The organism is Bacillus sp. BD59S, assembly GCF_007363175.1.
Lineage (GTDB): Bacteria > Bacillota > Bacilli > Bacillales > Bacillaceae_G > Bacillus_A > Bacillus_A pacificus.
Map to the genome: position 1 here is coordinate 1,447,121 of NZ_CP034686.1, position 26,433 is coordinate 1,473,553.

Below are 26,433 nucleotides of genomic sequence, written 5' to 3' on the forward strand. Positions count from 1 at the left end.
TATTATGCAATGCGTAAAGGAGGAACTGATATGGATAGTTTCCAATTATCAATGATTCAAAAAGCAATTCACCGCACGTATGATGAGCTCGGAAAAGAAGTGGATAGCCACAGTGTGATTGTAGATGAAATACAAAAAGCACAAGAAGAATATTTGTCAGCTCTTTCACATGAAACAGCGATTGATAAACGGTATTTAAAGTCATTAATATAGAAGAAAATTTTCCTTTTTCGAAAGGAAAATTTTTTTTCGTGTATTTCTATGTATTACAACAGGGGAAAGTGGCTGCACACATATGAGTAGCAGTTGCTATATCTTTTATAGAAAAACTTTTTGGTTGGAGGCTAAGGATGTTTACTGAGAAGAGATTACCATTTGAAGTAGGGAAACAAGACAATTTTTATGATAAGTTGAATGAGTGGATTGGAGATGTGTTTTACGACATCCTTCCGGAAAAAGGCTTTGAAGAGCGTGATGAACAAATTTTTATGGCGTTTCAATTAGAACGTGCTTTCCAAGAAAAGAAAGTTATGTTCGCAGAAGCGGGTGTAGGAACCGGGAAAACAATTGTATATCTTTTATATGCAATTTGTTATGCACGTTATACTGGAAAGCCAGCGATTATCGCTTGTGCAGATGAAACGTTAATTGAGCAGCTTGTGAAAGAAGAAGGGGACATTGCTAAATTATCTGAGGCATTAGGCTTATCGGTAGATGTAAGACTTGCCAAATCAATGGATAATTATTTATGTTTACGTAAACTTGAAGATGTTATGAGTGGACGAGCTCCAGAAGTAATTGAAGATGTATACTACGAATTACCGCAGTTTGTATTTGACCACGGTACGATGCAAAACTTTACTCACTACGGTGACCGAAAAGAATTTCCGCTTTTAAATGACGAGGAATGGTCAAAAGTAAATTGGGATTACTTCCAAGATTGCTTTACTTGTGATTCTCGTCATCGTTGCGGTCAAACTCTATCACGTGAACATTATCGTAAAGCAGCAGATTTAATTATTTGTTCTCAAGATTTCTATATGGATCATATTTGGACGTACGATGCTCGTAAGCGTGAAGGACAAATTCCGTTATTACCAGAAAGTAGTTGTGTTGTATTCGATGAAGGACATCTTGTAGAATATGCAGCTCAAAAAGCTTTAACATATCGTTTAAAACAAACGATGATGGAGCAACTTTTAACGAGATTGTTGCAAAACGATATTCGCGAGGAGTTTGCACATTTAGTAGAAGAAACAATTTGGCAAACAGAGCGATTCTTTGATGTGTTACAAGAAAATAAAAAGGAAATTGCCGGTTCTGATCGTTTAGAGATTACTGTGACAGAAAAAGTAACTGCCGAAGCGAAGCGACTTTATGCGAAAATTGGTGAAGTTGGTGATGCATTAGTATTTGAAAGTGAAATGCATACAGTAAACACGTATGATTTAAATATCGTTGATGAACATTTAGATGTATTAGAGCACTCGCTGCGTCTATTTATGCACGAGAAAAATGTAATTACATGGGGTGAAGAAGGTGATGGAGCCTTCACGTTAGTAATTATGCCGCGTGCAGTTGAAGAAGTATTACAAGAGAAAGTATTCTCGAAGAAAATCCCGTATATTTTCTCTTCTGCTACATTATCTAACAACGATTCATTTGCATTTACAGCAAATAGCCTAGGGGTAAAAGATTACTTATCATTCTCAGTTGCCTCACCGTTTGATTACGAAGAACAAATGGCAGTAAACTTACTATCGCATACGAAAGAAAATGAATGGGAAAGAAAGTGTCAATATACACTTGAAAATATACAAAAAACAAATGGACGTACACTTGTATTATTCCGTACAACACAAGAACTTGCAGCGTTTAAAGAATACGTAAGTAAAGAACAAATGTCAGTTCCGTTCTTATATGAAGGAGACCAAGAAATTAGTCAGCTCGTTTCTCGTTTCCAAAATGAAGAAGAGACTGTACTTTGTGCCGTTCATTTATGGGAAGGTTTAGATATTCCAGGTTCATCATTATCACATGTTATTATTTGGTCATTACCATTCCCTCCAAACGATCCTGTGTTTGAAGCGAAGCGTAAACACGTAAATGATCCATTCTGGGATGTAGATGTACCATATATGATTTTACGTCTTCGTCAAGGGATTGGCCGTTTAATTCGTACGAGCGACGATAAAGGTGCTATATCAATCTTCTTATCTGATACAGAAGATGAGAAAGTGGTAGAAGCGGTGAAAAACGTACTACCAGTAGAAGGTAAAGAATTGTAAGGAGAAAGCTTGGCGCTTGCCAAGCTTTTTTTCTATTATAAAAGGAATTTAGATTTTCATGTCGAATTAAGATTGTGGTAGAAAAAGGAGGTTTTTATACGATGACAGTAGCTACATATGAAGTAGAAAAACAATTTTTAACATATGTGAAAAAGATACAGAATTACGGAGAAGCATTAAGCTTAATGTTTTGGGACTTGAGAACAGGTGCGCCTAAAAAAGGTGTAGACCAGCGTTCAGAAGTAATTGGCATGCTTTCATCAGAAGTATTTGCCATGTCGACTTCAGATGAGATGGGGAACTATTTAACAGAGCTTGAAACTTTAATAAGTGAAGACAAACTTTCTGAAACGACGAAGAAAATGGTTGAAGAGTGTCGTAAAGAATATGATAGAAATAAGAAAATTCCACAAGCGGAATATGAAGCGTATGTGAAATTAGAAGCGAAAGCAGAAAGTGTGTGGGAAGAAGCTCGCGAAAAATCTGATTTCGAAATGTTCCGTCCGTATTTAGAACAAATCGTTGAATTTAAAAAGAAATTTATTACATATTGGGGTTACGAAACATATAAATATAATACATTATTAGATATGTATGAGCCGGGTATTACGGTAGAAGTGTTAGATCACGTATTTGGTCAACTTCGTGAGCGTATCGTTCCACTCGTAAAAGAAATATCAGAGTCGCAAAAGAGATTAAAGACAAGTGCTTTATCAGAACATTTTTCAAAAGAAAAACAAAAAAGCTTTACATTAGAGCTATTAAAGCAATTAAATTATGACTTTGAAGCAGGTCGTCTTGATGAAACGGTACATCCATTCGAGATTACATTAAATAGAGGGGATGTTCGTATTACGACACGCTATGACGAAAAAGATTTCCGTATGGCTGTGTTTGGAACAATTCATGAATGTGGTCATGCTGTATATGAACAAAATATTGCAGAGAAATTTGAAGGTACACCGCTATGTAGTGGCACATCTATGGGTATTCATGAGTCACAATCATTATTCTTTGAGAACTTTATCGGTCGTAATAAATCATTCTGGAAGAAAAATTATGATTTATTAAAAGAGTATAGCGATGGTCAATTCAATGATATATCAGTAGATGAGTTTTACGATGCGATAAATGAATCGAAGCCTTCATTTATTCGTATAGAAGCAGATGAGCTTACATATCCGCTTCACGTTATGGTTCGTTATGAACTTGAGAAAGAATTGTTTGATGGCACATTACAAGTGAAGGATTTACCAGCGGCTTGGAATGATAAGATGGAAGCATATTTAGGCATTCGTCCGGCTAACGATGCACAAGGCGTATTACAAGATGTTCACTGGGCTGGGGGTTCATTTGGATACTTCCCATCTTATGCGCTTGGTTATATGTATGCAGCGCAATTTAAGCAAAGGATGTTAAAAGATATTCCGAACTTTGATGCATTATTAGAAGAAGGAAACGTAACACCAATTCGTGAATGGTTAACAGAAAACATTCACCAATACGGTAAAACGAAAAAGCCACTTGAAATTTTAGAAGATGTAACAGGTGAAGGATTAAACGCAAATTACTTAGCCGATTATTTAGAAGCGAAGTATAGAGAGATTTATGAGTTATAAAAAGAGCTGCTTACTTGCAGCTCTTTTTTTAAAGGGGATAGAAAAATGGAGTATACTTATACAGTAATGACGCAAGAAGAAGCAGAAGAAATTGCATACAACTGGCATTATGAAGGGAAATATTCCTTTTACGATATAGAGGCAGATGAAGAAGATTTAGCTGAATTTTTACATGATGAAAGTAGAGGGGATCATACATTTTCTGTGAGGGAAAATGGCACTCTCATTGGTTATTTTACTGTTTGTAAAATAAATGCTGGAACGGTTGATATAGGTCTTGGAATGAGACCTAATATAACTGGGAACGGATTTGGTTTACAGTTCTTAAACGCTATACTAGCTTTTAGTAAAGAAAAATATGGATGCAAGTATATAACACTATCAGTAGCTAAATTTAATAAGAGAGCAATTAAAGTGTATAAAAGGGCAGGATTTGAAGTGGTTGGAACGTTTATACAGAAAACAAATGGTAGTTATTTTGAGTTTTTGAAAATGAATTATATATGTAAAAATGCATAAAAAAACAGAAGAATCTCCTTCTGTTTTTTTATGCAGAAATGAATCATACTTTTTGTAATTGGAAGTTTTGAAATTTTGGAAGAGGATGTGTATGATTGAAGTTTAATAGTAAATAGCAAGTTTAGTAAGGAGAGACAGCATGAGTATAATTAAAACGAAAAATGAAATAGAGTTAATGCATGAATCTGGAAAATTACTTGCTTCATGTCATAGAGAAATTGCGAAAATAATGAAACCGGGTATTACGACAAAAGAAATTAATACGTTCGTTGAAGCATACTTAGAACAGTATGGTGCAACATCTGAGCAGAAAGGGTACAACGGATATCCATATGCGATATGTGCATCTGTAAACGATGAAATGTGTCATGCGTTTCCGGCCGATGTTCCTTTAACTGAGGGTGAGATTGTAACAATTGACATGGTAGTAAACTTAAATGGTGGTCTTTCAGATTCTGCTTGGACGTATAGAGTTGGAAAAGTTTCTGATGAAGCAGAAAAGTTGTTGTTAGTAGCTGAGAATGCTTTGTATAAAGGGATTGATCAGGCGATAATCGGTAATCATGTAGGAGATATTGGCTATGCAATTGAAAGTTATGTAGCAAGTGAAGGTTTTTCTGTCGCAAGAGACTTTACGGGACATGGAATCGGTAAAGAGATTCATGAAGAGCCAGCAATTTTTCATTTTGGGAAGCAAGGACAAGGGCCTGAGTTACAAGAAGGAATGGTAATTACGATTGAGCCAATTGTCAATGTAGGTATGCGATATTCGAAAGTAGATTTAAATGGATGGACCGCGAGAACGATGGACGGGAAATTATCAGCTCAATATGAGCATACAATTGCGATTACAGAAGATGGACCAATTATTTTAACGAAGTTATAATTGGGAATGAAAGAGTTTACAAAACTCGAACGAAAATGATGATTTTATAAAATTTGTCCGTGTTTTATTAATAAAAGCTTTTCAAAGTATAAAAAGTACGTTATAATCCTTCTATAAAATAAATAGTTAGCTACACTCATATAATCGCGGGGATATGGCCTGCAAGTTTCTACCGAAGTACCGTAAATACTTTGACTATGAGTGAGGACGAATATATTTGCTTGTTTAGCATTCTTTTTTTGCGAAACTCCAAAAGCGCGTCTCTCACTTGTAACGAGTGGTGGCGGCTTTTGGAGTTTTTTTTATTGCATAAGAGGGGGAACAAACATGAAAGTATTACAAGAAAAGATTTTGAACGAAGGAAAGGTATTATCTGGTGACGTATTAAAGGTAGATGCTTTTTTAAATCATCAAATTGATCCAGTACTTATGCAAGAAGTCGGAAAAGAATTTGCTAAACGTTTTAAAGAAGAGAACATTACAAAAATCGTGACGATTGAATCTTCAGGCATTGCACCAGCGGTTATGGCTGCATTAGAACTTGGTGTAAAAGTGATTTTTGCTAGAAAGCGTAAATCGTTAACGTTACAAGATAATATGTATGTTGCAAACGTATATTCATTTACAAAACAAGAAACGAATGAAATTTCATTATCTCGAAATCATATCGATGAAAGTGATCGCGTTTTAATTATCGATGACTTTTTAGCGAACGGTCAGGCTGCTTTAGGTTTAATGAGTTTAGTTGAGCAGGCAGGAGCAAGTATTGCAGGAATTGGGATTGTTATTGAAAAGGCATTTCAAGATGGAGGAAAGAAGCTTCGTGAACAAGGAGTTCGTGTTGAATCACTAGCAGAAATTGCATCACTTGATAATAACGCAGTTACATTTGTACAGCAAGAAACTGCGGAGGTGAAATAAACGATGAAGCAACATCCATTTAAAATCGCATCACTTGGTATGCAGCATATGCTTGCAATGTATGCTGGTGCAATTATCGTTCCGCTTATTGTGGGCGGCGGACTTGGTTTAAATCAAAAAGAGTTAACGTATTTAGTCTCAATTGATTTATTAATGTGCGGCGTTGCGACAATTTTACAAGCATTATCAAATCGCTTTTTCGGTATTGGACTTCCAGTTGTACTTGGTTGTACATTTACAGCGGTTGGCCCGATGATTGCAATCGGGAAACAATACGGCGTATCCTCTATTTATGGAGCGATTATTGCTGCGGGGTTATTCGTTGTTATTTTTGCGAAATTATTTGGAAAGCTTGTAAAGCTGTTTCCCCCTGTTGTAACAGGATCTGTCGTTACCGTAATTGGAGTTACACTTGTTCCTGCCGCTATTAATGATATGGCTGGTGGAGTAGGAAGTAAAGATTTTGGTAGTCTTGAAAATTTAGCATTAGCATTTGGTGTGTTACTATTTATCATCATTATGTATCGTTTCTTTGACGGATTTATTCGTGCGATCTCTATTTTACTAGGTCTATTGTTCGGTACAATCGTTGCGGCATTTATGGGGAAAGTAAGCTTGCAAGCGGTTGGAGAAGCAGATTGGTTCCATGGTATTCAGCCATTTTACTTCGGTACACCAACGTTTGAATTAACGCCAATTATTACGATGATTTTAGTTGCTTGCGTAGGGATTGTAGAAGCGACAGGTGTTTACTTTGCATTATCTGATATTTGCAATAAAAAGATTGGTGAAAAAGAATTAACAAAAGGGTATCGAGCAGAAGGATTAGCGATGGTGTTAGGTGGTATTTTCAACGCCTTTCCGTATACAACATACTCTCAAAACGTAGGACTTGTTCAATTAACTGGAGTAAGAAATCGCGTTATTATTTATACTTGCGGTGGTATGTTAATCGTTCTTGGGTTCATTCCAAAAATCGCAGCTATTACAACAATCATTCCGAAATCAGTACTTGGCGGTGCAATGTTAGCGATGTTCGGTATGGTAATGGCATATGGTATTAAAATGTTAAGTAGCGTTGATTTTGGAAGACAAGAAAACTTATTAATCGTTGCATGTTCTGTTGGAATTGGGCTTGGGGTTACAGTTGTTCCGACACTATTCTCACAACTTCCAGAAAGCATTCGTATTTTAACAGATAACGGAATCGTACTTGGAAGTGCGTCAGCAGTCCTTTTAAATATCGTATTTAATATGGTGCCGCAGCGTAAAGTGAAAGTAAAGGAAGAGCCAGTGTCTATGCAAAGTGCAGTAAGAGAAGCGTAAAAAAAGCAAGGTCTCATTACGAGACCTTGCTTTTCTTTTTAAGTGGCATCATTTTCCCATACGTACCAAGACGCCATATATATTCAAGTGGTCCGTATTGGTAACGTGACAGCCACCAGCGGCTAATAAAGATTTGCAGCGTGTAGAAACCGATGCAAAATAGTGGTCCTACCCATAATGGAGCAAGATAATCATTTTTGAACAATATTCCGAATACAAGCAACGTAACCATTGTATGCGAGATATAATTTGTTAATGCCATTCGACCAACGTACTGGAACGGACGTAATATCTTTTGCCATTTTTCTTTTTGTAATAAACGCATGAGCGTGAAAATGTAGAATATGAATAATGTCTTTCCGCTTATCATCGTGATACCCATAAGTGAAAATGGTGTGTATGGTTGATTGTTCATAAAGAAGTAAACCATAATAAACCACATCGGTAATGTTAAAATGAACATAATGATTTGCCATTTTTTAAGTTTTGGATCTAATTCCTTAGCACGGCGGAAAATGTCTTTTTTACCGGCATATAATCCGAGTAAAAACAATCCTAGTGTTTCAGGAAGCATAATAAGACTGTTACTTATTGCTTCAGAGTAGAAAGAATAGAATCGGTCTGTGATTTGTAAGCCCCAGTTTTCTAACGGCATAATTGCTGTGGAAAGGCCTAACTCCTCTACTGGCACGATTAACATGAGGAGAGAACCTAATAATGAGAATAGTTGCATGAAACTTAATAGTACAATTGACCAAATTAAAATAGTTCGTGGCTCTCTCTTATAAAATAAAAATAAGAAAAAACCAGTAATTGCATAAGTATGTAAAATGTCTCCGTCCCATAAAAGAACGTAATGCAAGAAACCAAATAATAATAAAATAAGTAAGCGACGAACAAATAAAGTTTTTGGACGATCTGTTTTTGCCTCAGCACGATTCATAAAAATATAAAAACCTAATCCGAATAAAAACGAAAAAATGGTATAAAATTTCGTTTGAATAAACATATCGTAAAATAGGCGAATGTAGCTGTCTATCCCTTCGTAAATTCCTGTAATATCACGTGAGTCAACGCCAGCAATAACAGGCCAGTTCACAAGAAAAATACCTAATACAGCTATTCCTCTAATAATATCGATGGAGTGTATCCTCTCGCCTTGTGAAATATTTTGTGTCATTATTTTCCTCCTTGTTAAGTAATTCCCTTTTATTATACAAAATGTAAACGGGAGGGTATATAGGTAATTTCCAATTTTTAAAACTGTTAAGATGTGCATTATGAGATATAATAAGAGTGCACAACAAGTTTTACCTTTTTTCAAAACAGGCAGTGAAGCTCCTTCTTATAAGGGGCTTTCTTTATGAAAAGTGTTGATAATGATTCTCTTTAATGATAAAATGTATTCAAAAGTGATAATCATTATCAAAAAAAGGTTGGTGCATGAGTATGGTATATGCATTAGTAGCAGGTACAGTTGCTGTATATGCAGTTATTGCAAAGTATGTTTTAAATGGAGTAGGAACAGCAAAATGAGTGATATGACATGAAATCCCTTTCATTTGTAAAAAGAATGAAAGGGATTTTTTATTTTTAATGAGAATATGCTGAAAATTTAGTATGATAGTAAAGTGAAACGGTAATCAATGAGGGGATGTATCTCTTGTTTGATTATGAGCTCGCAAATAGCGGGGAAAAGTATATACATCTTGGATAAAGGGGAACAAGGGGATGACAAACATAGTACAGACAAACGGTATGAAAAAACTTGTTTGTTTTTATGAAGAGTGGCAAAAACACGGCGATGCAGAGAATAGTTTAAAGTTGTTTGAAGTAATTCAAAAATATAAACGAGAGCAGCTTATGATAGCATTCTGCGGTCACTTCTCAGCAGGGAAATCAACGATGATGAATCATCTATATAAAGCGCAGTTGTTACCGACAAGTCCAATTCCGACAAGCGCTAACGTCGTTAAAATTGAAAAGGGATTTGATCGTGTTGTTGTAACGATTAAATCTGGAGAGCAGTACGAATATGACGGTGCATATTCAGCAGAAGAATTAAAACAAATTTGTAAAGATGGCGATGAGGTAATTGGTGTTCATATTTATCGGAATGATGCTCCAATTCCTGAAGGTGTTATGCTAGTTGATACACCAGGGATTGATTCAACAGATGATGCCCATCAATTAGCGACAGAATCAACGCTGCATTTAGCAGACGTAATTTTTTATATGATGGATTATAATCACGTCCAATCGGAAGTGAATTTACAATTTGTTAAAGAATTGAAACAACGTAATAAAACGGTTTATCTCGTTGTAAATCAAATAGATAAACATAAAGAAAATGAATTATCGTTTGCGGATTATAAAGATAGTGTAAAACAATCGTTCTCTAACTGGGATATTGAAGTAGATGGCGTGTATTATACTTCATTACGAATGATGAACCATCCACATAACGAAATTAGAAACCTAGAAACATTAATTACTTCTATTATGAAAGAAAAAGAGCAGTATGTAAGCGAGGGAATGGAGCGAGAAACAGAATATTTAATGGGGGAACATTTCTCGTTTATTCTTTCTGAAAATGAAAAAGCTCTTTTGAAATATGAGGAAGAGTTAGCATCACCGCTTTCTATTTCAGAAATAGTTGAAAGGAAAGAGGAGCTAACGGAAACGAAACATCGCGAGGCTAGTAGAGAGTCTCATGTGAGAAACGAATTTATAAAAGGCTTACAAGCTATATTAGATAACGCGTATTTAATGCCATTTGAAATGAGAGAATTGGCAAATGCGTACTTAGAAACGAAATTAACAAAATTTAAAGTTGGTTTACTATTTGCGAAAGGAAAGACTGAGCAAGAAAAACAGAGACGTTTAGATGCTTTTTATTCTGCTTTGCAAAAGACTGTCGAAACGCAACTTGATTTTCATGTGAAAGAATTTATTGTTGCCTTCTTAAAAGAAGAAGGTTTGTTTACAGAAGAGATTGGGAAAGACATATATGCTTTAGAAATTGCTTTTGGACCAGAAATGTTAGCTGAAGTAATTAAACAAGGTGCAGGTTTCACTGGTGATTACTTACTTCTTTATACAGCGGATGTAGCGAATGAATTAAAGAAACGTTATTTTACAAAAGCACAGCAAATTTTTGATAAAAGTGCAGTCGTTTTAAAGCAAAAGGTGAAAGAAGAAGTTGATCGTATTGAAGAAGAGATTGAAACATATACGATGTTGCAAACGGCGAAAGAAACACAATTGCAATACAGTAACAACTTGGAGGCATATGAAGGCTATTTACAAAATGTTTGGCATGAGCGTGTTGCTACACCAGAAGGGTTGCAAATAGAAGAGATATTGCAAAGTAAAAAACAAATTGTAAGTGAGAAATTCACACTACAAGAGCAGGAAGTTGTAAATGATAACGTAGCGGCTCATGAGGAAGAGATAAAAGGAACGGCAGCTTTAAATATTCAGCGTATATTAGAGAAAGTGAAGAAAGCTGAAACGATATTAGAGCCATTGCCAGCGCTGAAACATGTACAGCAAGAGGTAATAGAAAAAAGGCGCCGTGTGGAAACGAAACAATTTACAGTAGCGTTATTCGGAGCTTTTAGTGCTGGGAAATCATCATTTGCCAATGCATTGCTTGGTGATAAAGTACTTCCTGTGTCACCAAATCCGACGACGGCAACGATTAATCAAATTTTGCCAGTTACTGAGGAAAAACCACACGGAACAGTAATGGTTCAATTTAAATCAAAGCAAGCCTTATTAGAAGATATGAAAGCTGTTTATAAACTGTTTCATTATGAAATTACTACGTTAGATGAAGCGTTAGCACAGATTGATAAAGTTATGAAATACCCTTCACCAACTGGAAAGCAAAAAACAACATTTAGCTTTTTACGAGCTGTACAAAAAGGGTATGATACGGTTTCTACGCATTTAGGTGAGCAAATACAAGTTACATTAGATGAGTTTTCTGATTATGTAGCGAATGAAGAAAAATCTTGTTTTGTTGAGTACATGGAGCTTTATTATGATTGTGCATTAACAAGGCAAGGGGTAGCGCTTGTAGACACACCTGGAGCAGATTCTATTAACGCCCGCCATACAGACGTTGCGTTCCAGTATATTAAAAACGCAGATGCTATTTTGTTTGTAACGTATTATAATCACGTGTTCTCTCGTGCTGACCGTGAATTTTTAATTCAGCTTGGTCGTGTAAAGGATACTTTTGCTCTTGATAAAATGTTCTTCTTAATTAATGCGGCCGATTTAGCAGAGTCTGAAGAAGAACTTGAAATGGTAAAAGGTTATATCGCAGACCAGCTACTGCAATACGGTATTAGAAATCCACGTTTATTTGCAATTTCAAGTTTATGTGCGCTTGAAGAGAAACAAGGAAAAAATATTGAGAAAGACAAGTACGGTATTTTACAAAACTCTGGGATTGCTAAGTTCGAGGAATCATTTACATCCTTTATGATGAGAGATTTAATGCTCGTATCTGTTCATGCTTTATATGGTGCATTGCAAGGGGCAGATCAGCTGTTAGTAAATATGATAAATGGTGCAAAGCAGGGGAATGAAGAGAAAGAGAAGCAAACGAAAAAATATGAAGCAGAGCGTGATCAACTACTTCATATTATTTCATCATATAGTGTGCTTGCTGAAGAACAGGCGATGCAAAATGAAGTGAAAGAATTGCTTTATTACGTGCAACAACGTCTATTCCTACGCTATAACGATGTGTTTACTGAATTTATTAATCCAGCATCGCTTCGAACGGATGGAAATGTGAAAGTGCAGTTGCAGCAGTGTGTTATGGAATTAGTAGCATTTATTCAGCATGATTTATTACAAGAAATGCGTGCGACATCATTACGCCTTGAAAGATGGATAGATGAAGCGATGAAGCGTGCAAAGAATGAAATTGTGGTGAACTGTAAAGTAGAAAATGAATCAATTTCTATGAATGGAACAGTGGAATATGAATATAAAGATATTACACATAAAGAACCGTTCCCTTCAGTTGAAATAAAAGATTTCAAAAAAGCATTGGCACACTTTAAAAACGAGAAAAGCTTTTTTGAAAAGAATGACAAAGCCTTTATGCAAGAAGACGCTAAATCTGTATTAGAACCTCTCGTATCAAACTATGTAACTGATGAAAAAGATTTATTTGTTCATCATTATAAGCAAGAGTGGGATTTGAAATGGAACTTATTCCAAAAAGTGATGCAGCAAGATGTGATGAATTATTATGAAAGTGTATTATTTGCATTGGCTGAAACAATTGATGTATCACTATATGAACAAAGTAAGGAACAATTGCAAAAGCAATTAGTAGAGATTGAAAAAGAAATGTATGTGATGTAGTCGTTATGAGAAAAAGATTCGTTCAATTTTCTTTTGTAGTACTGTATCTAAAGATTTGACAAACCCAGCAAATTCATCGGTAGAAATCATATGAGTAAGAACGAGTCGTCTGCCGTCTGGTGTTTCACCGCATAAGACGAATGAAGAGAATTCATATGTTTTATTTTCTACTACTAATTTTGGATGGGAATACGTATCGCTCTTTTTCTTCTTTCCATCAATAGAGATGACGTTGCATTTTTTCTCATTGTTGTCCATGGTGAATCCCTCCTTTCTATTACTTATGGTAGACAAGGAGGGTTTAGAACAATAGAGAAGGGGGAATTTTTTATGACTGTTGTAATAGAACGTATTTCAAAAGAAGCTATACCGAAGTCTTTATTACTACTTGCTGATCCAAGTGAACAGCAAATTGGTGCATATGTACAAAGAGGGATAACATATGTAGCTAAGCAAGAAGATAATGTAATCGGTGTATATGTGATTTTGGAAACAAGGCCGAAGACGATGGAAATTATGAATATTGCGGTTGTAGAGCATTTGCAAGGAAAAGGAATTGGAAAGAAGCTATTAAGTCATGCTATAGCAACTGCTAAAGGATATGGTATGTCAAAACTTGAAGTTGGTACAGGCAATTCAAGTGTTTCACAACTTGCTTTATATCAAAAATGTGGATTTCGTATTTTTTCTATTGATTTTGATTACTTTTCGAAGCATTATGAAGAAGAGATTATTGAAAATGGGATTGTATGTCGTGATATGATTCGGCTTGCAATGGAATTGAATGAGAACGTATAACTTATTTAGGGGGAAGAGAAGATGGAAGTACATAAAGCAATTACAGCACATTCTCGTAAACAAAATGAAAGTGTAAAAGCATGTTTACAATTAGATGCGCAGCGTGAAGCAGCTATTGAAGCTGCTGTATCTCTTGCGTCAAATGGGAAAGAATTTTCGGTTGATGTCATTAATGCTGTAACGAAGCAAATTAACGCTCTTGCAAAAAATGGTGTTACCTTGCAGCGTAAATATGTTACAAAAGAAATGGTTATGGAGTATGTAAGTCGTTTGAAAGAGAAAGAAGGTCGTTAAAGATGATAGTTACAGTCGAATGGTTACGTGAGCATATAGAAGATGAGAACGTCCGTATAATCGATTGTCGTTTTGATTTAGCGAATCCTAATTGGGGTAGAGAAAAGTATGAGGAAGAACATATTCCTCATGCATTATATTTTGATTTGAATTTAGATTTATCAAGTCCTGTAACAGAACATGGTGGTCGTCATCCGTTGCCAAATATTGAGGAGTTTGCGGACAAGCTTTCGCGCGCTGGTATTGATGAACACACGACAGTAGTTGCATATGACAGTCAAGCGGGTGCAAATGCTTCTCGTTTCTGGTGGTTACTAAATTATGTAGGACATGAGAAAGTATATATATTAGATGGCGGATTTCCAGCATGGAAAGAGAATGGACTACCGATAACACCGGAAATTCCTGTTGTTATACGAAAGACATTCAAAGCAAATATACAAGATCATATGCTTGTAACGATGGAAACGGTGAGAGAGAATATTCATGCAGGTACAGATGTTGCATTAATTGATTCCAGAGAGCCAAAACGTTATGCTGGTGCAGAGGAACTTGTTGATCCAAAAGCAGGGCATATCCCAACGGCAGTAAATTATTTTTGGAAGGATGGAATGCTGCAATCAGGGCAATTTAAGAATGAAGCTGGGCAACAAGAACGATTCCAAAATCTTTCGAAAGATAAGGAAACAATTGTATATTGTGGTTCTGGTGTTACAGCATGTCCAAATATCGTTGCATTGAAATTAGCTGGATTCCAAAATGTTAAATTGTATGCAGGTAGCTGGAGTGATTGGATTTCTTATCCAGAAAATCAAATTGCAAAAGAAGAAGATTAATCACTTGCATGCAAAAATAATTTGTATTAAAATAAGGTCACAAGCAAGAGATTGTTCAAAAAACTTTGTATTTTACACATTGGAAACAATGTGATAATATAACGACAAGTAAATAATACATCCTGCGGTGTACGTAACTTATTTATGTCTAAAACCGATGTTAGTTATACGGAAGCTCAATATTTAGCGACCATCATCAAGCCTTCCTTGTGGAGGAAGATGTACGGTAACTGTGAGGGCATCCACCTGCGAGTAGCGGGTTTTTGGACATTTACGAGGAGCGGCACGTGCGGGGGTCTTATTTCAACTAACATTATATAAAATTCCTACGGTGTACGTAGCTTATGTATGTCTTAAACCAATAAGTTTAATATGGAAGTTCAATATTTAAATGTAGCTAACATGCCATCTTTTTAAGAAGGAAGTTACAAACATTTGTGAGAGCATCCACCTGTGAGAGCAGGTTTATGGACATCTAGAGAGAACGGCATATGTGGGGCTATATAAAAACCTTACGTTTTATACGTAAGGTTTTTTTGTTGTATACATATATCCATGTTATCTGGATTCACCTGTGAAGTTTCCGTAATAAATATAGCACTTTCTGTCTTTATTATATCTAGGTTAGTTTGTTATACCTTTCGAAAAAAATGTAGGCTACTGTTGACATCTATTTTAAATAAGAGTAACATTTTCTATGTAATAAAAATAAGTCTCTGTTAGGTGAGGCTCCTGTATAGAGAAATGCTACTGCCCAAAAATGTCGAGAGACGCCAATGGGTCAACAGGAATGATCGAATTAAGGTTTTTCTTAACGTAGCTGGTAATGTACCTATGCTATACAGTGCTAAAACTCGGCGAGGGAGAGGTCCGTAGATTTCTAATTGTATTAGGAATCGTTTATTTGTGTATGTCATGGCCTTTACTCTTTTCGGAGTAAAGGTCTTTTTGTTACAAAGCTATGAGTAATTTCATAGTATAAACTATAAAATGAAACGAGGAGGTGAGGAGCATGTCAAATTCTGACTCGGTTCCGTTACCCATATACTTCAAATCAAAAATATATGATGTAGGCAGGAAACGACTTGTTCCTCCCTTTATATTTATCATCATGTAGCGTTTATATGTATGTTTAAGCGCTAGACGCTTTCACAGTAAAGTGGATAAATTGAGAAACAAAGCGTTTCTTCCTATGTTCTAAAGGAGGAGACGATAATATGTTATATGCAAACAAAACTGTGGGTAACACGTCATATAAATTAAGTAAAAAATCAATGAAAGAACAAACATTGCTTCAAAAAAATAAAGATTTATTAATTGAAATCGCAACGAGAGATGTAAAATCTGTATTTGCGTATTTTAAAACAACAAGAGATGGATTATCTATGAAAGAGGCACAAAAACGTATTCAAGTATACGGCCGAAATGAATTAACTTCAAAAAGAGCTCGTATTGCGGAAGTGATGATGAAGCTAGGTGGAATGATCCCAGGTTTTTCAAAACAAAATGTGAGAGATGGATTACAATGTGAGAAGATTACTGTGTCTCGAGTAGAATGTTCTAGTGTAACAGGTTTAAACGGTGAATTAAAAATGATGGATTTGCCAGTACAAGAGCTTGTTCCTGGAGATATGATTTTCCTTTCAGAAGGTGATACAGTACCAGCAGATGTACGTATCATTTATGCAAATGATCTATTAGTAAATGAATCTGTGATAACAGGAAACGATGCGAGTATTGAGAAATTTGAAAGTTGCTATCATCTTGAACGCAAACGATTTATTCCTTTGAAAAGAATGAAAGACTATAATCCACTTGAACTTGAAAATGTATGTTTCAAAGGGACGTATATTGTTAGTGGAAATGCAAAAGCTGTAGTAGTTTCAACTGGGAAAAATACGTATACAGGGATTCTTCATACTTGTTGTAGTAGAACGTCTTAATGCGTAAATGATGCTAAATATACAAAAACAATGTATAATAGACAAAGTTGAAAAACGTAGAATGGTAATCTATTTATATAACCTTACGTGATGACGTGAGGTTATTATTTTTTTGGTAGGAGAGGAATTATGAAAAAAGTATTATTAGTTGATGGTATGGCACTATTATTTCGTGCTTTTTATGCAACAAGTGTCTACGGGCAGTTTATGAAACGACAAGATGGTACCCCTACAAACGGGATTCATGGTTATATGAAACATTTATTAACGGCAATGCAAGCAATTGAACCGACACACATCGTAACATGCTGGGATATGGGAAGTACAACATTTAGAACAGAATCGTTCTCAAATTATAAAGCGAATCGTGCAGCGCCGCCTGAAGAATTAATTCCACAATTTGATCTAGTGCAAGAAATGACTGCAAAATTATCTGTTCCAGTTATCGGTATGAAAGGGTATGAAGCCGATGATTGTATCGGTACACTGGCAAAACAATATTGCAATGAAGCGGAAGTTTATATTTTAACAGGTGATACGGATTTACTTCAGCTTGTTGATAAGAACGTTACAGTTATGCTTTTGCGTAAAGGAATTGGAAATTACGAGTATTACACACCGGAGAAAATTATGGAAGAAAAAGGTGTAGAACCTTGGCAAATTGTTCATGCGAAAGCTTTTATGGGAGATACAAGTGATAATTATCCAGGTGTAAAAGGTATTGGTGAAAAAACAGCATATAAGCTTATACAAGAACATGGTACAGTAGCAACTGTACTAGAAAATGTGGCATCATTAACGAAAGCGCAACGTACGAAGATTGAAAGTGATTTAGAGAATTTAAATATTTCATTACAATTAGCACAAATTCATTGTGAAGTTCCTATTTCATGTTCACTAGAAGAAGGATTACACACAATAGATGAAGAAAAACTACGATTCGTTTGTGAAGAAATGAATTGGGGAAGACCTGAAATGTTAATCAATATGTTGTAAATAGTTTGAAAAGAAGGATGTTGCATGAGTCGAAGTTTGACTAGGTGACACCTTCTTTTTTATTTTGAAAAAAAGAATTTTAGTAGATGAAAGTATATGGAATGGAGCTTGAAATATATAAATATTTCGACAAGGTAAAATTGATATAAGATGACGTAAATGGCGATTTATGTAATGAAATGAAGCAACTACAAAAATGTTTTACGTAGATCTCTTTTTCGTGTTCACAAAGTTGTCAGAAAATAAACGGAATTTTCATGTAAAGTTCAAATGGAATTCACAACAATCAATTATTATAAGAACAACCAGATAATTCGTTATCTTTTATATAAACCATCCCCCAAGGAGGACAATAAAAAATGAGAAAAAAAGTGAGAAAATCTTTTAAACAATTATTAATTGAAAATAAACAATCACTATTAAATAATAAAGAAAATATGAAAGAAATTGAGGAACGAATTGAGAAACGACATGTCGCATATAGTGGCTCGAGCAACTAAATAAGGTAAAAAAAGATAGCCGATAAAGGCTATCTTTTTTGTTTTATATTGAAATAACTATATTTCCCTCTTTAATTTTTGTAAATATACAAGATATTTTCATAGTGTTTTTCTACCAATTTTTTTCATTTTTCGAGGTTGAAATTGGTATATACCAATTTAAGAGAATTTCTATTCATAATATTACAAAAAATGTTACAATACATTCAAAATTACGCTATAAATCATTTTAATATGAAAAATTGGAATGAAAAGAAAGGAGAGGAATATGAATAATGGTGTCGCTTTGAAATGATTATTATCATTTCATTAGGAGTTGATATAAAACGATGGATAGGTATGAAGAACTGGATTCAATTCGAGGAATTTCCTCATTGGTAGTAATGATTGGTCATCATTTAATGATTTTTTCAGTATTTCAAAATTACAGTTATGAAGATAATAAACCATTTGTTATGTATCTATTAAAAGAAACACCTGCTCGTCTAATTTTTAGTAGTGGTAACGAATCTGTTATTATCTTTTTTGTTTTGAGTGGATTTGTTTTGTATAGATCCATTCAAAACAACTACGATAGTTATGGGTCCTTCCTTTTAAAGCGTATATGCAGAATCTATATTCCATATATTGTAGCAATACTTATAGCTATTTTATGCCAAACTACAATGAGTGAATATGGAATTTCTCATTTAAGTGAATGGTTTAATCGCTCATGGACGATTGAAAGTTCTTTAAGCCTAATCGTGCAGCATATATTATTGGTTGGGAAATATAATACAGATGCATATAACGGCGTAATTTGGTCACTTGTTCATGAAATGCGAATATCAATAATTTTCCCGTTAGTTTTGATGGTTTGTTTACGAAAAACGTTGAGAGATTCGTTATTGATATTGTTTAGTTTTAGTATATGTTCTGTCGGGATTCTATTATTATTTCACTCAAGTTTAACATTAACAAGCTATGCATTAACCCTGCATTACACAGTACTGTTTTTACTAGGGGCACTAGTTGCGAAGTATAAAAATAATGTAATAGTTTTTTATAGTAATCGTACTAAAAATGAGAAAATTGCATGGTTTTTATTAGCGATTTTACTTTATATGTATGAAGGGCTTATCGGAGAAATTAAAGTGCTCAATAATTTTATATTGCGAGACTACGTAGTAGCGATAAGTGCATGTTTATTTGTCATATTAAGTTTATCAGTATCAACTTTTTCGTCGTTGCTGCGTAATAAATACTTGTTATATTTGGGGAAGATTTCTTATAGTCTTTATTTATACCATATCATATCGTTATTTTCCCTTATATACATGCTCCATGAAATATTACCGTTGCCTATCATTTTAATTTTTTCACTCGTTTTTTCATTTATACTTGCAATGCTTTCGTATATATCTGTAGAAAAATTTGCATTCAGAGTCGGAAAGTATGTAACAAAGCAAGCGAATAGAAAGAAGAAAGGGTTATCTGTAAAGAATGATGTGCAGAATATGAATCAGACAAAGGCGGTGAAATAATTGAAGCAAGAAATTAGTATGAAGGATTTTCAACAGTTATTGAAAAGAAGGATAGTAACAATTTTTTTGACGATGTGCTGTTTAACTGTTTCTCTAATTCTTATCTCTATGTACGTATTAAAGCCTTCATATCAATATTCAACACAAATTCTCGTTGGGAATCTAGATGAGTTTAATAAGGAAAATTCAACAAATAAAACACAGGAAAATAAGCAGCTCGTAACTTCGTATGTTGATATTTTAAAAAGTCCACTTATTATTTCAACCGTCAAAAAAACTTTGAAATTAGAGCAATCAAGTTATGAATTAGCTCAAAAGATTTCAGTAGTGAATATGGACAATTCACAAATTGTTACTGTTACAGTAAAAGATTCGGATTCTAAAATTGTAAAAGAAATCGTAAAGTCACTGGCAGAACAATCTCAAAAAAGTTTTCAACAGTATACGAATGTACAGGGAGTAAAAATATTAACTGACCCTGAGTTACAGGAAAATGCAGAAAAGTTGTTTCCGAAATTTCAACTTATTATCCCTATCTCTTTACTTGTTAGTTTTTTTGTTGGGGTAGGTTTAGCTATATTTCGAGATTATTTTGATGAGCGTATATACGTGGAACAAGATTTGGAGAAAATAACAACAATCCCTGTTATTTGCTACATAAATATGAAACCGAAAAGAAAAAAGAAATCTACAGAAGTTGATACGCAATCATCTATATATCGAGGTGAACATGTCGATGTTTAAGACAAAGAAACAGCTTCCATTTGATCCGCATAATGCTTTAATGAAAGAGCAGTTTTATACGCTGTATCACGAGTTGAAAAAATCGGGGAAACAAGTGTTCACAATTAGTTCAACGAAGGATAGAGGCGTTGTTGCCTCGCTTATAGTCAATATAGGGCTAGTGTTTGCAGAAATGAAAAAAAAGGTGTTACTTATCGATGTGAATTTTTCCGATCCTAAGCTACATCTACTATTACAAAGCAACCATACGAAAACAGTGAATGATATAATAAGCGATTCCTCCTGTAGTTATGAAACTTTCTCTAGTAACTTATCTAAATACTTATATTGTATTCCTGCAAAAAAAACAGTACACACTGGTACACCTTTAGTTGCTACAGATGAATTTGATTATGTAATTGCAAAATGGAAGGAAGATTTTGATTACATTTTCTTGTATTCCTCTGAAGTATTTGAGCTTCCTGCTACGCACATGATTGCAGGGAAATGCGATGGAGTGGTCTTAGCGGTTAAAAGGAGAAAAGATTCCCTACATACTGTGCAAAAAGTGATAGCAAATATAAAGAAGAAAGAATGTGAATTAATAGGTATAGTTTTATATTCTTGAATGTGGGGGTAACGATCTATGATTCGTGAAACAAATCAAGCCAAGTTGTATACGATTCCGGCCCAAGAAAAGACCAGTATTTTGAATCGAAGTATAAAGCGCTTGTTTGATATTATATTTTCACTCATATTGTTACTAGTAACGCTGCCAACTATGTTGTTTTTTTGTATTATAATTGCTTTCGAAACAGCAGGAGCTCCAATTTATTTTCAAGAACGTTTAGGGATGAATGGAAAGAAATTTAATGTATTTAAATTAAGGTCGATGGTAAAAGATGCTGAAATAAATGGACCGCAATGGGCAGATGAAAATGATCCAAGAATTACTAAAGTTGGATCATTTATAAGAAAAACGAGAATTGATGAATTGCCGCAACTTTTCAATATTTTAAAAGGCGATATGTCTTTTGTTGGACCTAGGCCAGAGAGAGAGTATTTTTATAAACAATTTGATGCCTATATTCCGGAATTCAAGGAACGTTTAATTGTGAAGCCAGGGTTAACAGGATGGGCACAAATAAATGGCGGGTATGATCTTGATCCAAAAGAAAAGTTGAAATGGGACATGGAGTATATTGAAATGAAAACGATTAAGATGGACATTCATATTTTATGTAAAACTGTTTTAATCGTATTGAATGGTAATGGTGCAAGATAAATATATGTAAGTAGGTTGCTTGCAAAGGAGAACAGGTATGGGTAGATCGATTTTAAATAATATTATCCATCTATTTTATAGCACGATTTTAGCTAATCTTCTTCAGGCTGTGAGTTTAATTGCTTTAGCAAATTTTTTTAATGCACAAAATTATGGGATGTTTAGTGTTGCTATAGCAGTGACGTTTGTTATGTTATTTTTTACAGATTTAGGACTTACGAATACGTTTCTTCGAGAAGGGGCAAAAGATGGAATAGACTTAGAGATGATTTTATCGTCGTATATAAAGGTAAGGATGATTCTACTTATTTTTATTTCTATAATTGGCTATATTGCTATTCATTATATGTATGCGGATAAAAATTTGATTTATATGATGATAAACGTAATGTTTTTCATGTTAATAGGATTAACTTGGCAAAATATAGGGATTGCCTACTTTCAGCTAACGGAGCGTATGAAGTATATAGCACTTATTAAAGTTGTATCAGCGGCAGTTGTCAGTATCATTACATGTTTTTGTATTTTCGGAGAGTTACCAGTTTATATAACTGCGCGTTTATATGGATTGGGTTATATGATTGGTGGTATATGCAGTATATATGTAATGAAAAGAAAGACGAATGTGAATATGAAAGTTGTAATTCATAAAGCGTTGTTTTGGCAAGTAACACCTTTTATTATTAGTGGTTTTTTAATAATGGGTACGCCACAATTAGCACCTATCTTACTTAACTATACACTGCCATTAAGTATGTTAGGTGTTTTCGCGGTGGCGTATCGGATGCCAGCGGCTTTATATCAAGTACCGGGGGTGATTGCAGGGGCGTTTTATCCAGTGCTCTTTAAGCATTATAATCAGAATAAATTAGAAGAGCATACGAAATTAAACTTACTTCAAATAAAATTAATGGCGATCGTGGGAATATGTATGACGCTAGTTTTATATCATTTAGCACCTTACTTTATTTCTATATTTTTTCATGAGGAATGGAAAAATGCAGTAGAGCCACTCCAAATATTATCATTTCTCATTGCACTGCAAAGTTTAAATATTGCTATAGCTGATGGTTTAACAACGAGTGGACGTCAAAATAAAAGAACGGTTGTGCAATGTATAGCATTAGTGATAGGTGGGATTATGCTTTATAGCTTTAGTAGTATTGGTGGAGTGATAGGAGCGGCTTATGCTATGGTTTTATTTGAAATTGTAGCCTTAGTTGGGTATATAGCGGTAAGTGTAGTGAAGGGGAAAATTGTATTTCAAATTGTCATACCTTATACAATTTATTTTGGCGTAACTTTTATTGGGGTGCAATATATATTGCATACATATCATTTCATTGCGCTCGTTCTTAATACGTTAATCGTAGTAGTGGGTATATTCCTATATGACTATGAGCTGAAAAAACTTCTTCTCTCGTTTATAACAAAAACACGTAAAAAGGATTATATTACGAAACAGGGGATATAGCCTATGGAAAATAATATGAAAATATCGATGAAATGGATTATGCTCTTAATATTATTTGTCATGTTAAGTAAATACAATATATATATTGGATTTTCGCTGAAGATATATATGATTTTTTTAGTCATATATTTTTGTTTAACAGTTAAAAACTTTCATATTCAAAAGCTATATTTTCATGAAGTTGTATTTTTACTATTTTATTTCATTTATTGTTTCAGTGGAATTCTTTCTATATATTTACATGCTAGTATTCGTATGATTTTTGGTGTGTTACTTGTTTTAGGGTGTTATTTTATAATGAGAAATTTAGTAGGAAATGTTGAAATAGCAACACTTGAATCATCTATTGTCTATGTGGGAATTATATTTAATATTGTAAGTCTAATACTGTATATAGTCGGTTTACAGCACTTTGGATTGTACGGTGGAGAAGAAAGAGAAATTTTTGCCGGACTATTAGTTGATAGAGGATACCCAAGGTTAATTGGTTTGCTAGATGATCCTAACATTTTTATTTTTTATAATACAATATTTTTTATGTATTATATGACAAACCTACATAATATAACGAACATTTTAGGATTGATTTTATGTGTGACGACAAGTTTTTTAACTTTCTCAAGGGGAGGGATATTAGCACTTGTGCTCGTCGTTTTTGTATATGTATGTACATCTAGTTTTGCAAAAAAAATAAAAATAATAATGTGTTTACTATTGTTTGGTGTAGTAATCTTCAGTTTATCGAATAGTGTAATGGGTGGCCAATTGGATGACATATTGAATAAACGAATTTCTGATTTTTCGCATGATAATGGAAGTGGAAGATTTACATTATGGGAAGCTGCTTTTAAATATTATGTATCCAATCCATATATCGGAATTGGTGCGTTTAATTTTTCGAATTATTATGAGTTTCAATTTAATGAAAAATTATATGTGCACAATACATTTTTAGAAATTTTGTCTGAATCGGGTACAATTGGTTTTCTTTTATATAGCGCTTTTTTATGCATATTAATGTTTAAATTAACGCAGTATACTCTATTTCGTGAAAAACCGTATCTTTTATTGACTATGATTGGATTTTTATTTCAGATGATGTCATTGTCACTCATTATTAACGAAGCGTTCTTTTTATTTTTAGCAATAGTTGTGAAGTACATTTCAATATATGAAGGAAGGGGAAAGGTAGATGGTAAAATGTCTATCAGCACATAATAAGGCGCCTCATGTTTCTGTAATAACACCTTCTTATAATAGTATACGATTTATAGGTGAGACGATTTTATCAGTACAAAATCAATCATATGAAAATTGGGAAATGATTATCGTTGATGACGCTTCAACTGACCAATCTGCTACAAAAATTAAAGAGATAATAGAAGGGGACTCGCGTATTAGGCTAATATCATTAAAAGAAAATGTTGGTGCTGCGAAATCTCGGAATTTAGCGATTGAAGAGGCGAGAGGAAGATATATTGCTTTTTTAGATAGCGATGATATATGGTTGCCAAATAAATTGAAGACACAATTGTTATTTATGGAAGAAATGAATGCGGCCTTTTCGTATGCATCGTATAGTTTAATCGATGAAAACGGTAATGAACTAAATCGAGAAGTGAATGTACCAAAATCTGTTGATTATTATCATTTGGCAGGAAATACAATTATCGGTTGTTTAACAGTAATGATTGATCGTGAAAAAATTTCCCATATTGAAATGCCTAATGTGCAGCCGGAAGATACAGCGCTATGGCTAAACTTATTACATGAAGGGCATGAAGCGAAAGGAATACAGCAAGTGTTAGCGAAGTATAGAATTGTGGAAAATTCTGTTTCGAGAAATAAAATGAGAGCGGCTTTTCGGTATTGGAAATTATTAAAGGAACAAAAACGATTAAATGCGGTGCAAATTTTTTACTATTTTAGTAAGTATGCTTTTCATGCCTATAGAAAAAATAAAATCAATGTAGTTGGGAAGACGCAATTATGAATATATTGTTGATGACAGACAAATTGATAACTGGAGGAGCTGAAAGTTATTTCTGTAAATTGGAAAGCAATTTGCGTGGTGAGAACTTTACAGTTTATACAGCTGCAGGTGATGGAGAACTATATGAATCTCTTACTAGAAAAGAAAATTTCATGTTGCTTAGTCGATGGAATCATTTGAGAAATATTTATTACTTGCGAAGAGAAATATGTGATCGAAAGATAGAAATTATTCATGCAAATAGTTTACGAATGGTTTTATATTCAATTCTACTTCAAAAGTTTATGAAAAAAAAGATAAAGGTTTTGTATACGAAACATAATGTAACGATATTAGAAAAGAAAATGCCAATTCTTTTTCGTTATTTCATGAATAAATATGTGAACAATATTATTACAGTAAGTGAGTTTGAAAAAAATAATTTAATTTCAATGCATGTAGCTGCAGAAAAAATAAAGACGATTTATAACGGTGTGGATATTGAAAAGTTTTTATTTCGGCAGAAAAAGGCAGAATCTACTTATCATGTAGGGATATTAGCTAGATTATCCAAAGAAAAAAACCATCAACTATTTGTAAAAATTGCAAATGTGTTGAAAAAGAGAGATGATTTTAAGTTTTATATTGCTGGTGATGGACCAGAGAAAGAGTCTATTATGAAAGAAATAGAAAAGTATGGATTGCAGCAAAATGTAAAGATGTTAGGGAATATTTCGGAACCACATAGATTTATAGGAAATATGGATGCCTTACTTTTATTATCTTTTCGTGAAGTGTTTCCGATGGTGGTAATTGAAGCGATGGCCACAGGAACACCAATTATTTCAATAGATGTCGGCGGAATAAATGAAGCGGTAATAGATGGAGAATCAGGTGTTTTGATATCTGAATATTGCGAATTTAGGTTCGTAAGTGCGCTTGAGGACTTAAAAGAGAATGAAGAAAAGGTGAATGGTATTAGACTGAAAGCACGAGAGAAAGCAGAGAGATATTTCTCGTTAACGAAAATGATAGAAGAAACGAAAGATTTATATGAATTAAACAAATGACTGTAGAAGTCGTTTGTTTTTTATTATAGAAACTTTTAAGATAAAACTCACATATTATATGAAAAAGGT

General features: G+C 34.0%; 24 protein-coding genes, 2 other RNA genes and 2 riboswitches. Of the genes, 24 read left to right on the forward strand and 2 right to left on the reverse strand.

The window, feature by feature from the left end; translation table 11 throughout:
- The first annotated feature begins 30 nt into the window (after positions 1 to 30).
- From EKQ63_RS09480 to pbuX, 7 genes are all read left to right on the forward strand, one after another.
- Positions 31 to 213, forward strand: a complete 183-nt coding sequence (locus EKQ63_RS09480; protein ID WP_087951879.1) for a DUF3921 family protein — start codon at positions 31 to 33, stop codon at positions 211 to 213.
- Between the two features lie 137 nt (positions 214 to 350).
- Positions 351 to 2,288 (forward strand): ATP-dependent DNA helicase, encoded by a 1,938-nt coding sequence (locus tag EKQ63_RS09485; protein ID WP_000493699.1) that lies wholly within the window; start codon positions 351 to 353, stop codon positions 2,286 to 2,288.
- Positions 2,289 to 2,389: 101 nt separating this feature from the next.
- Entirely contained in the window at positions 2,390 to 3,907 is a 1,518-nt protein-coding gene (ypwA, locus tag EKQ63_RS09490) for a carboxypeptidase (protein ID WP_087994409.1), read from the forward strand.
- Positions 3,908 to 3,952: 45 nt separating this feature from the next.
- Positions 3,953 to 4,426 (forward strand): GNAT family N-acetyltransferase, encoded by a 474-nt coding sequence (locus tag EKQ63_RS09495; RefSeq protein WP_087951881.1) that lies wholly within the window; start codon positions 3,953 to 3,955, stop codon positions 4,424 to 4,426.
- A gap of 139 nt (positions 4,427 to 4,565) precedes the next feature.
- The gene (locus tag EKQ63_RS09500; RefSeq protein WP_087994408.1) at positions 4,566 to 5,312 is read left to right on the forward strand and encodes a type I methionyl aminopeptidase; all 747 of its coding nucleotides are present in this window, start codon (positions 4,566 to 4,568) and stop codon (positions 5,310 to 5,312) included.
- A 116-nt stretch (positions 5,313 to 5,428) separates the two neighbouring features.
- A riboswitch (purine riboswitch) is annotated at positions 5,429 to 5,530 on the forward strand.
- A 109-nt stretch (positions 5,531 to 5,639) separates the two neighbouring features.
- A complete protein-coding gene (locus tag EKQ63_RS09505; protein WP_087951883.1) occupies positions 5,640 to 6,233 on the forward strand; it encodes a xanthine phosphoribosyltransferase in 594 nt (197 codons plus the stop codon).
- 3 nt (positions 6,234 to 6,236) lie between these two features.
- Positions 6,237 to 7,559 (forward strand): xanthine permease PbuX, encoded by a 1,323-nt coding sequence (gene pbuX, locus EKQ63_RS09510; protein ID WP_087994407.1) that lies wholly within the window; start codon positions 6,237 to 6,239, stop codon positions 7,557 to 7,559.
- Positions 7,560 to 7,575: 16 nt separating this feature from the next.
- On the opposite strand, the gene EKQ63_RS09515 is transcribed toward pbuX, so the two are convergent.
- A complete protein-coding gene (locus EKQ63_RS09515) occupies positions 7,576 to 8,739 on the reverse strand; it encodes a DUF418 domain-containing protein (protein WP_087994406.1) in 1,164 nt (387 codons plus the stop codon).
- Between the two features lie 551 nt (positions 8,740 to 9,290).
- Between EKQ63_RS09515 and EKQ63_RS09520 the strand changes: the two genes are divergently transcribed.
- Positions 9,291 to 12,950, forward strand: a complete 3,660-nt coding sequence (locus tag EKQ63_RS09520; RefSeq protein ID WP_087994404.1) for a dynamin family protein — start codon at positions 9,291 to 9,293, stop codon at positions 12,948 to 12,950.
- Between the two features lie 3 nt (positions 12,951 to 12,953).
- Here EKQ63_RS09520 and EKQ63_RS09525 read toward each other — a convergent pair whose 3' ends face one another.
- A complete protein-coding gene (locus EKQ63_RS09525; protein ID WP_000369737.1) occupies positions 12,954 to 13,208 on the reverse strand; it encodes a DUF3931 domain-containing protein in 255 nt (84 codons plus the stop codon).
- A gap of 72 nt (positions 13,209 to 13,280) precedes the next feature.
- Between EKQ63_RS09525 and EKQ63_RS09530 the strand changes: the two genes are divergently transcribed.
- The 16 genes from EKQ63_RS09530 (at position 13,281) to EKQ63_RS09605 (ending at position 26,364) form a co-directional block, all read left to right on the forward strand.
- Complete coding sequence (locus EKQ63_RS09530) at positions 13,281 to 13,748, forward strand: GNAT family N-acetyltransferase (RefSeq protein ID WP_087994403.1); 468 nt, start codon at positions 13,281 to 13,283, stop codon at positions 13,746 to 13,748.
- Between the two features lie 21 nt (positions 13,749 to 13,769).
- Positions 13,770 to 14,042: a YpbS family protein gene (locus EKQ63_RS09535; RefSeq protein WP_087951888.1), complete on the forward strand. Its 273-nt coding sequence runs from the start codon at positions 13,770 to 13,772 to the stop codon at positions 14,040 to 14,042.
- 2 nt (positions 14,043 to 14,044) lie between these two features.
- The gene (locus EKQ63_RS09540) at positions 14,045 to 14,878 is read left to right on the forward strand and encodes a sulfurtransferase (protein WP_087994402.1); all 834 of its coding nucleotides are present in this window, start codon (positions 14,045 to 14,047) and stop codon (positions 14,876 to 14,878) included.
- A 116-nt stretch (positions 14,879 to 14,994) separates the two neighbouring features.
- Positions 14,995 to 15,177: non-coding RNA, 6S RNA (gene ssrS, locus EKQ63_RS09545), on the forward strand.
- A 21-nt stretch (positions 15,178 to 15,198) separates the two neighbouring features.
- Positions 15,199 to 15,382: non-coding RNA, 6S RNA (ssrS, locus tag EKQ63_RS09550), on the forward strand.
- Between the two features lie 204 nt (positions 15,383 to 15,586).
- Positions 15,587 to 15,750: riboswitch (M-box (ykoK) riboswitch) on the forward strand.
- Between the two features lie 345 nt (positions 15,751 to 16,095).
- Entirely contained in the window at positions 16,096 to 16,821 is a 726-nt protein-coding gene (locus tag EKQ63_RS09555) for a P-type ATPase actuator domain-containing protein (protein ID WP_087994401.1), read from the forward strand.
- Positions 16,822 to 16,950: 129 nt separating this feature from the next.
- Positions 16,951 to 17,817 (forward strand): 5'-3' exonuclease, encoded by an 867-nt coding sequence (locus EKQ63_RS09560; RefSeq protein ID WP_000757054.1) that lies wholly within the window; start codon positions 16,951 to 16,953, stop codon positions 17,815 to 17,817.
- A gap of 359 nt (positions 17,818 to 18,176) precedes the next feature.
- Positions 18,177 to 18,317 carry an FbpB family small basic protein gene (locus EKQ63_RS09565; RefSeq protein WP_048527108.1) on the forward strand — a complete coding sequence of 47 codons (141 nt, stop codon included), beginning with the start codon at positions 18,177 to 18,179 and terminating at the stop codon, positions 18,315 to 18,317.
- A 329-nt stretch (positions 18,318 to 18,646) separates the two neighbouring features.
- Entirely contained in the window at positions 18,647 to 19,840 is a 1,194-nt protein-coding gene (locus EKQ63_RS09570) for an acyltransferase family protein (RefSeq protein ID WP_087951891.1), read from the forward strand.
- On the forward strand, positions 19,841 to 20,584 hold the full coding sequence (locus tag EKQ63_RS09575; protein ID WP_087951892.1) for a YveK family protein: 744 nt from the start codon (positions 19,841 to 19,843) through the stop codon (positions 20,582 to 20,584). It abuts the gene before it with no gap.
- Complete coding sequence (locus EKQ63_RS09580; RefSeq protein WP_140168446.1) at positions 20,571 to 21,191, forward strand: CpsD/CapB family tyrosine-protein kinase; 621 nt, start codon at positions 20,571 to 20,573, stop codon at positions 21,189 to 21,191. Before EKQ63_RS09575 ends, EKQ63_RS09580 begins: the two co-directional genes overlap by 14 nt.
- Positions 21,192 to 21,209: 18 nt before the next feature.
- Positions 21,210 to 21,848, forward strand: coding sequence for a sugar transferase (locus EKQ63_RS09585; RefSeq protein ID WP_087951894.1), 639 nt, complete (start codon positions 21,210 to 21,212; stop codon positions 21,846 to 21,848).
- Between the two features lie 37 nt (positions 21,849 to 21,885).
- The gene (locus tag EKQ63_RS09590; protein WP_143880981.1) at positions 21,886 to 23,322 is read left to right on the forward strand and encodes an oligosaccharide flippase family protein; all 1,437 of its coding nucleotides are present in this window, start codon (positions 21,886 to 21,888) and stop codon (positions 23,320 to 23,322) included.
- Positions 23,323 to 23,325: 3 nt separating this feature from the next.
- The gene (locus EKQ63_RS09595; RefSeq protein ID WP_143880982.1) at positions 23,326 to 24,540 is read left to right on the forward strand and encodes an O-antigen ligase family protein; all 1,215 of its coding nucleotides are present in this window, start codon (positions 23,326 to 23,328) and stop codon (positions 24,538 to 24,540) included.
- A complete protein-coding gene (locus tag EKQ63_RS09600; RefSeq protein WP_087994397.1) occupies positions 24,515 to 25,315 on the forward strand; it encodes a glycosyltransferase family 2 protein in 801 nt (266 codons plus the stop codon). The genes EKQ63_RS09595 and EKQ63_RS09600 overlap by 26 nt, the downstream gene beginning before the upstream one ends.
- Positions 25,312 to 26,364 (forward strand): glycosyltransferase family 4 protein, encoded by a 1,053-nt coding sequence (locus EKQ63_RS09605; protein WP_143880983.1) that lies wholly within the window; start codon positions 25,312 to 25,314, stop codon positions 26,362 to 26,364. Before EKQ63_RS09600 ends, EKQ63_RS09605 begins: the two co-directional genes overlap by 4 nt.
- Positions 26,365 to 26,433 lie beyond the last annotated feature (69 nt).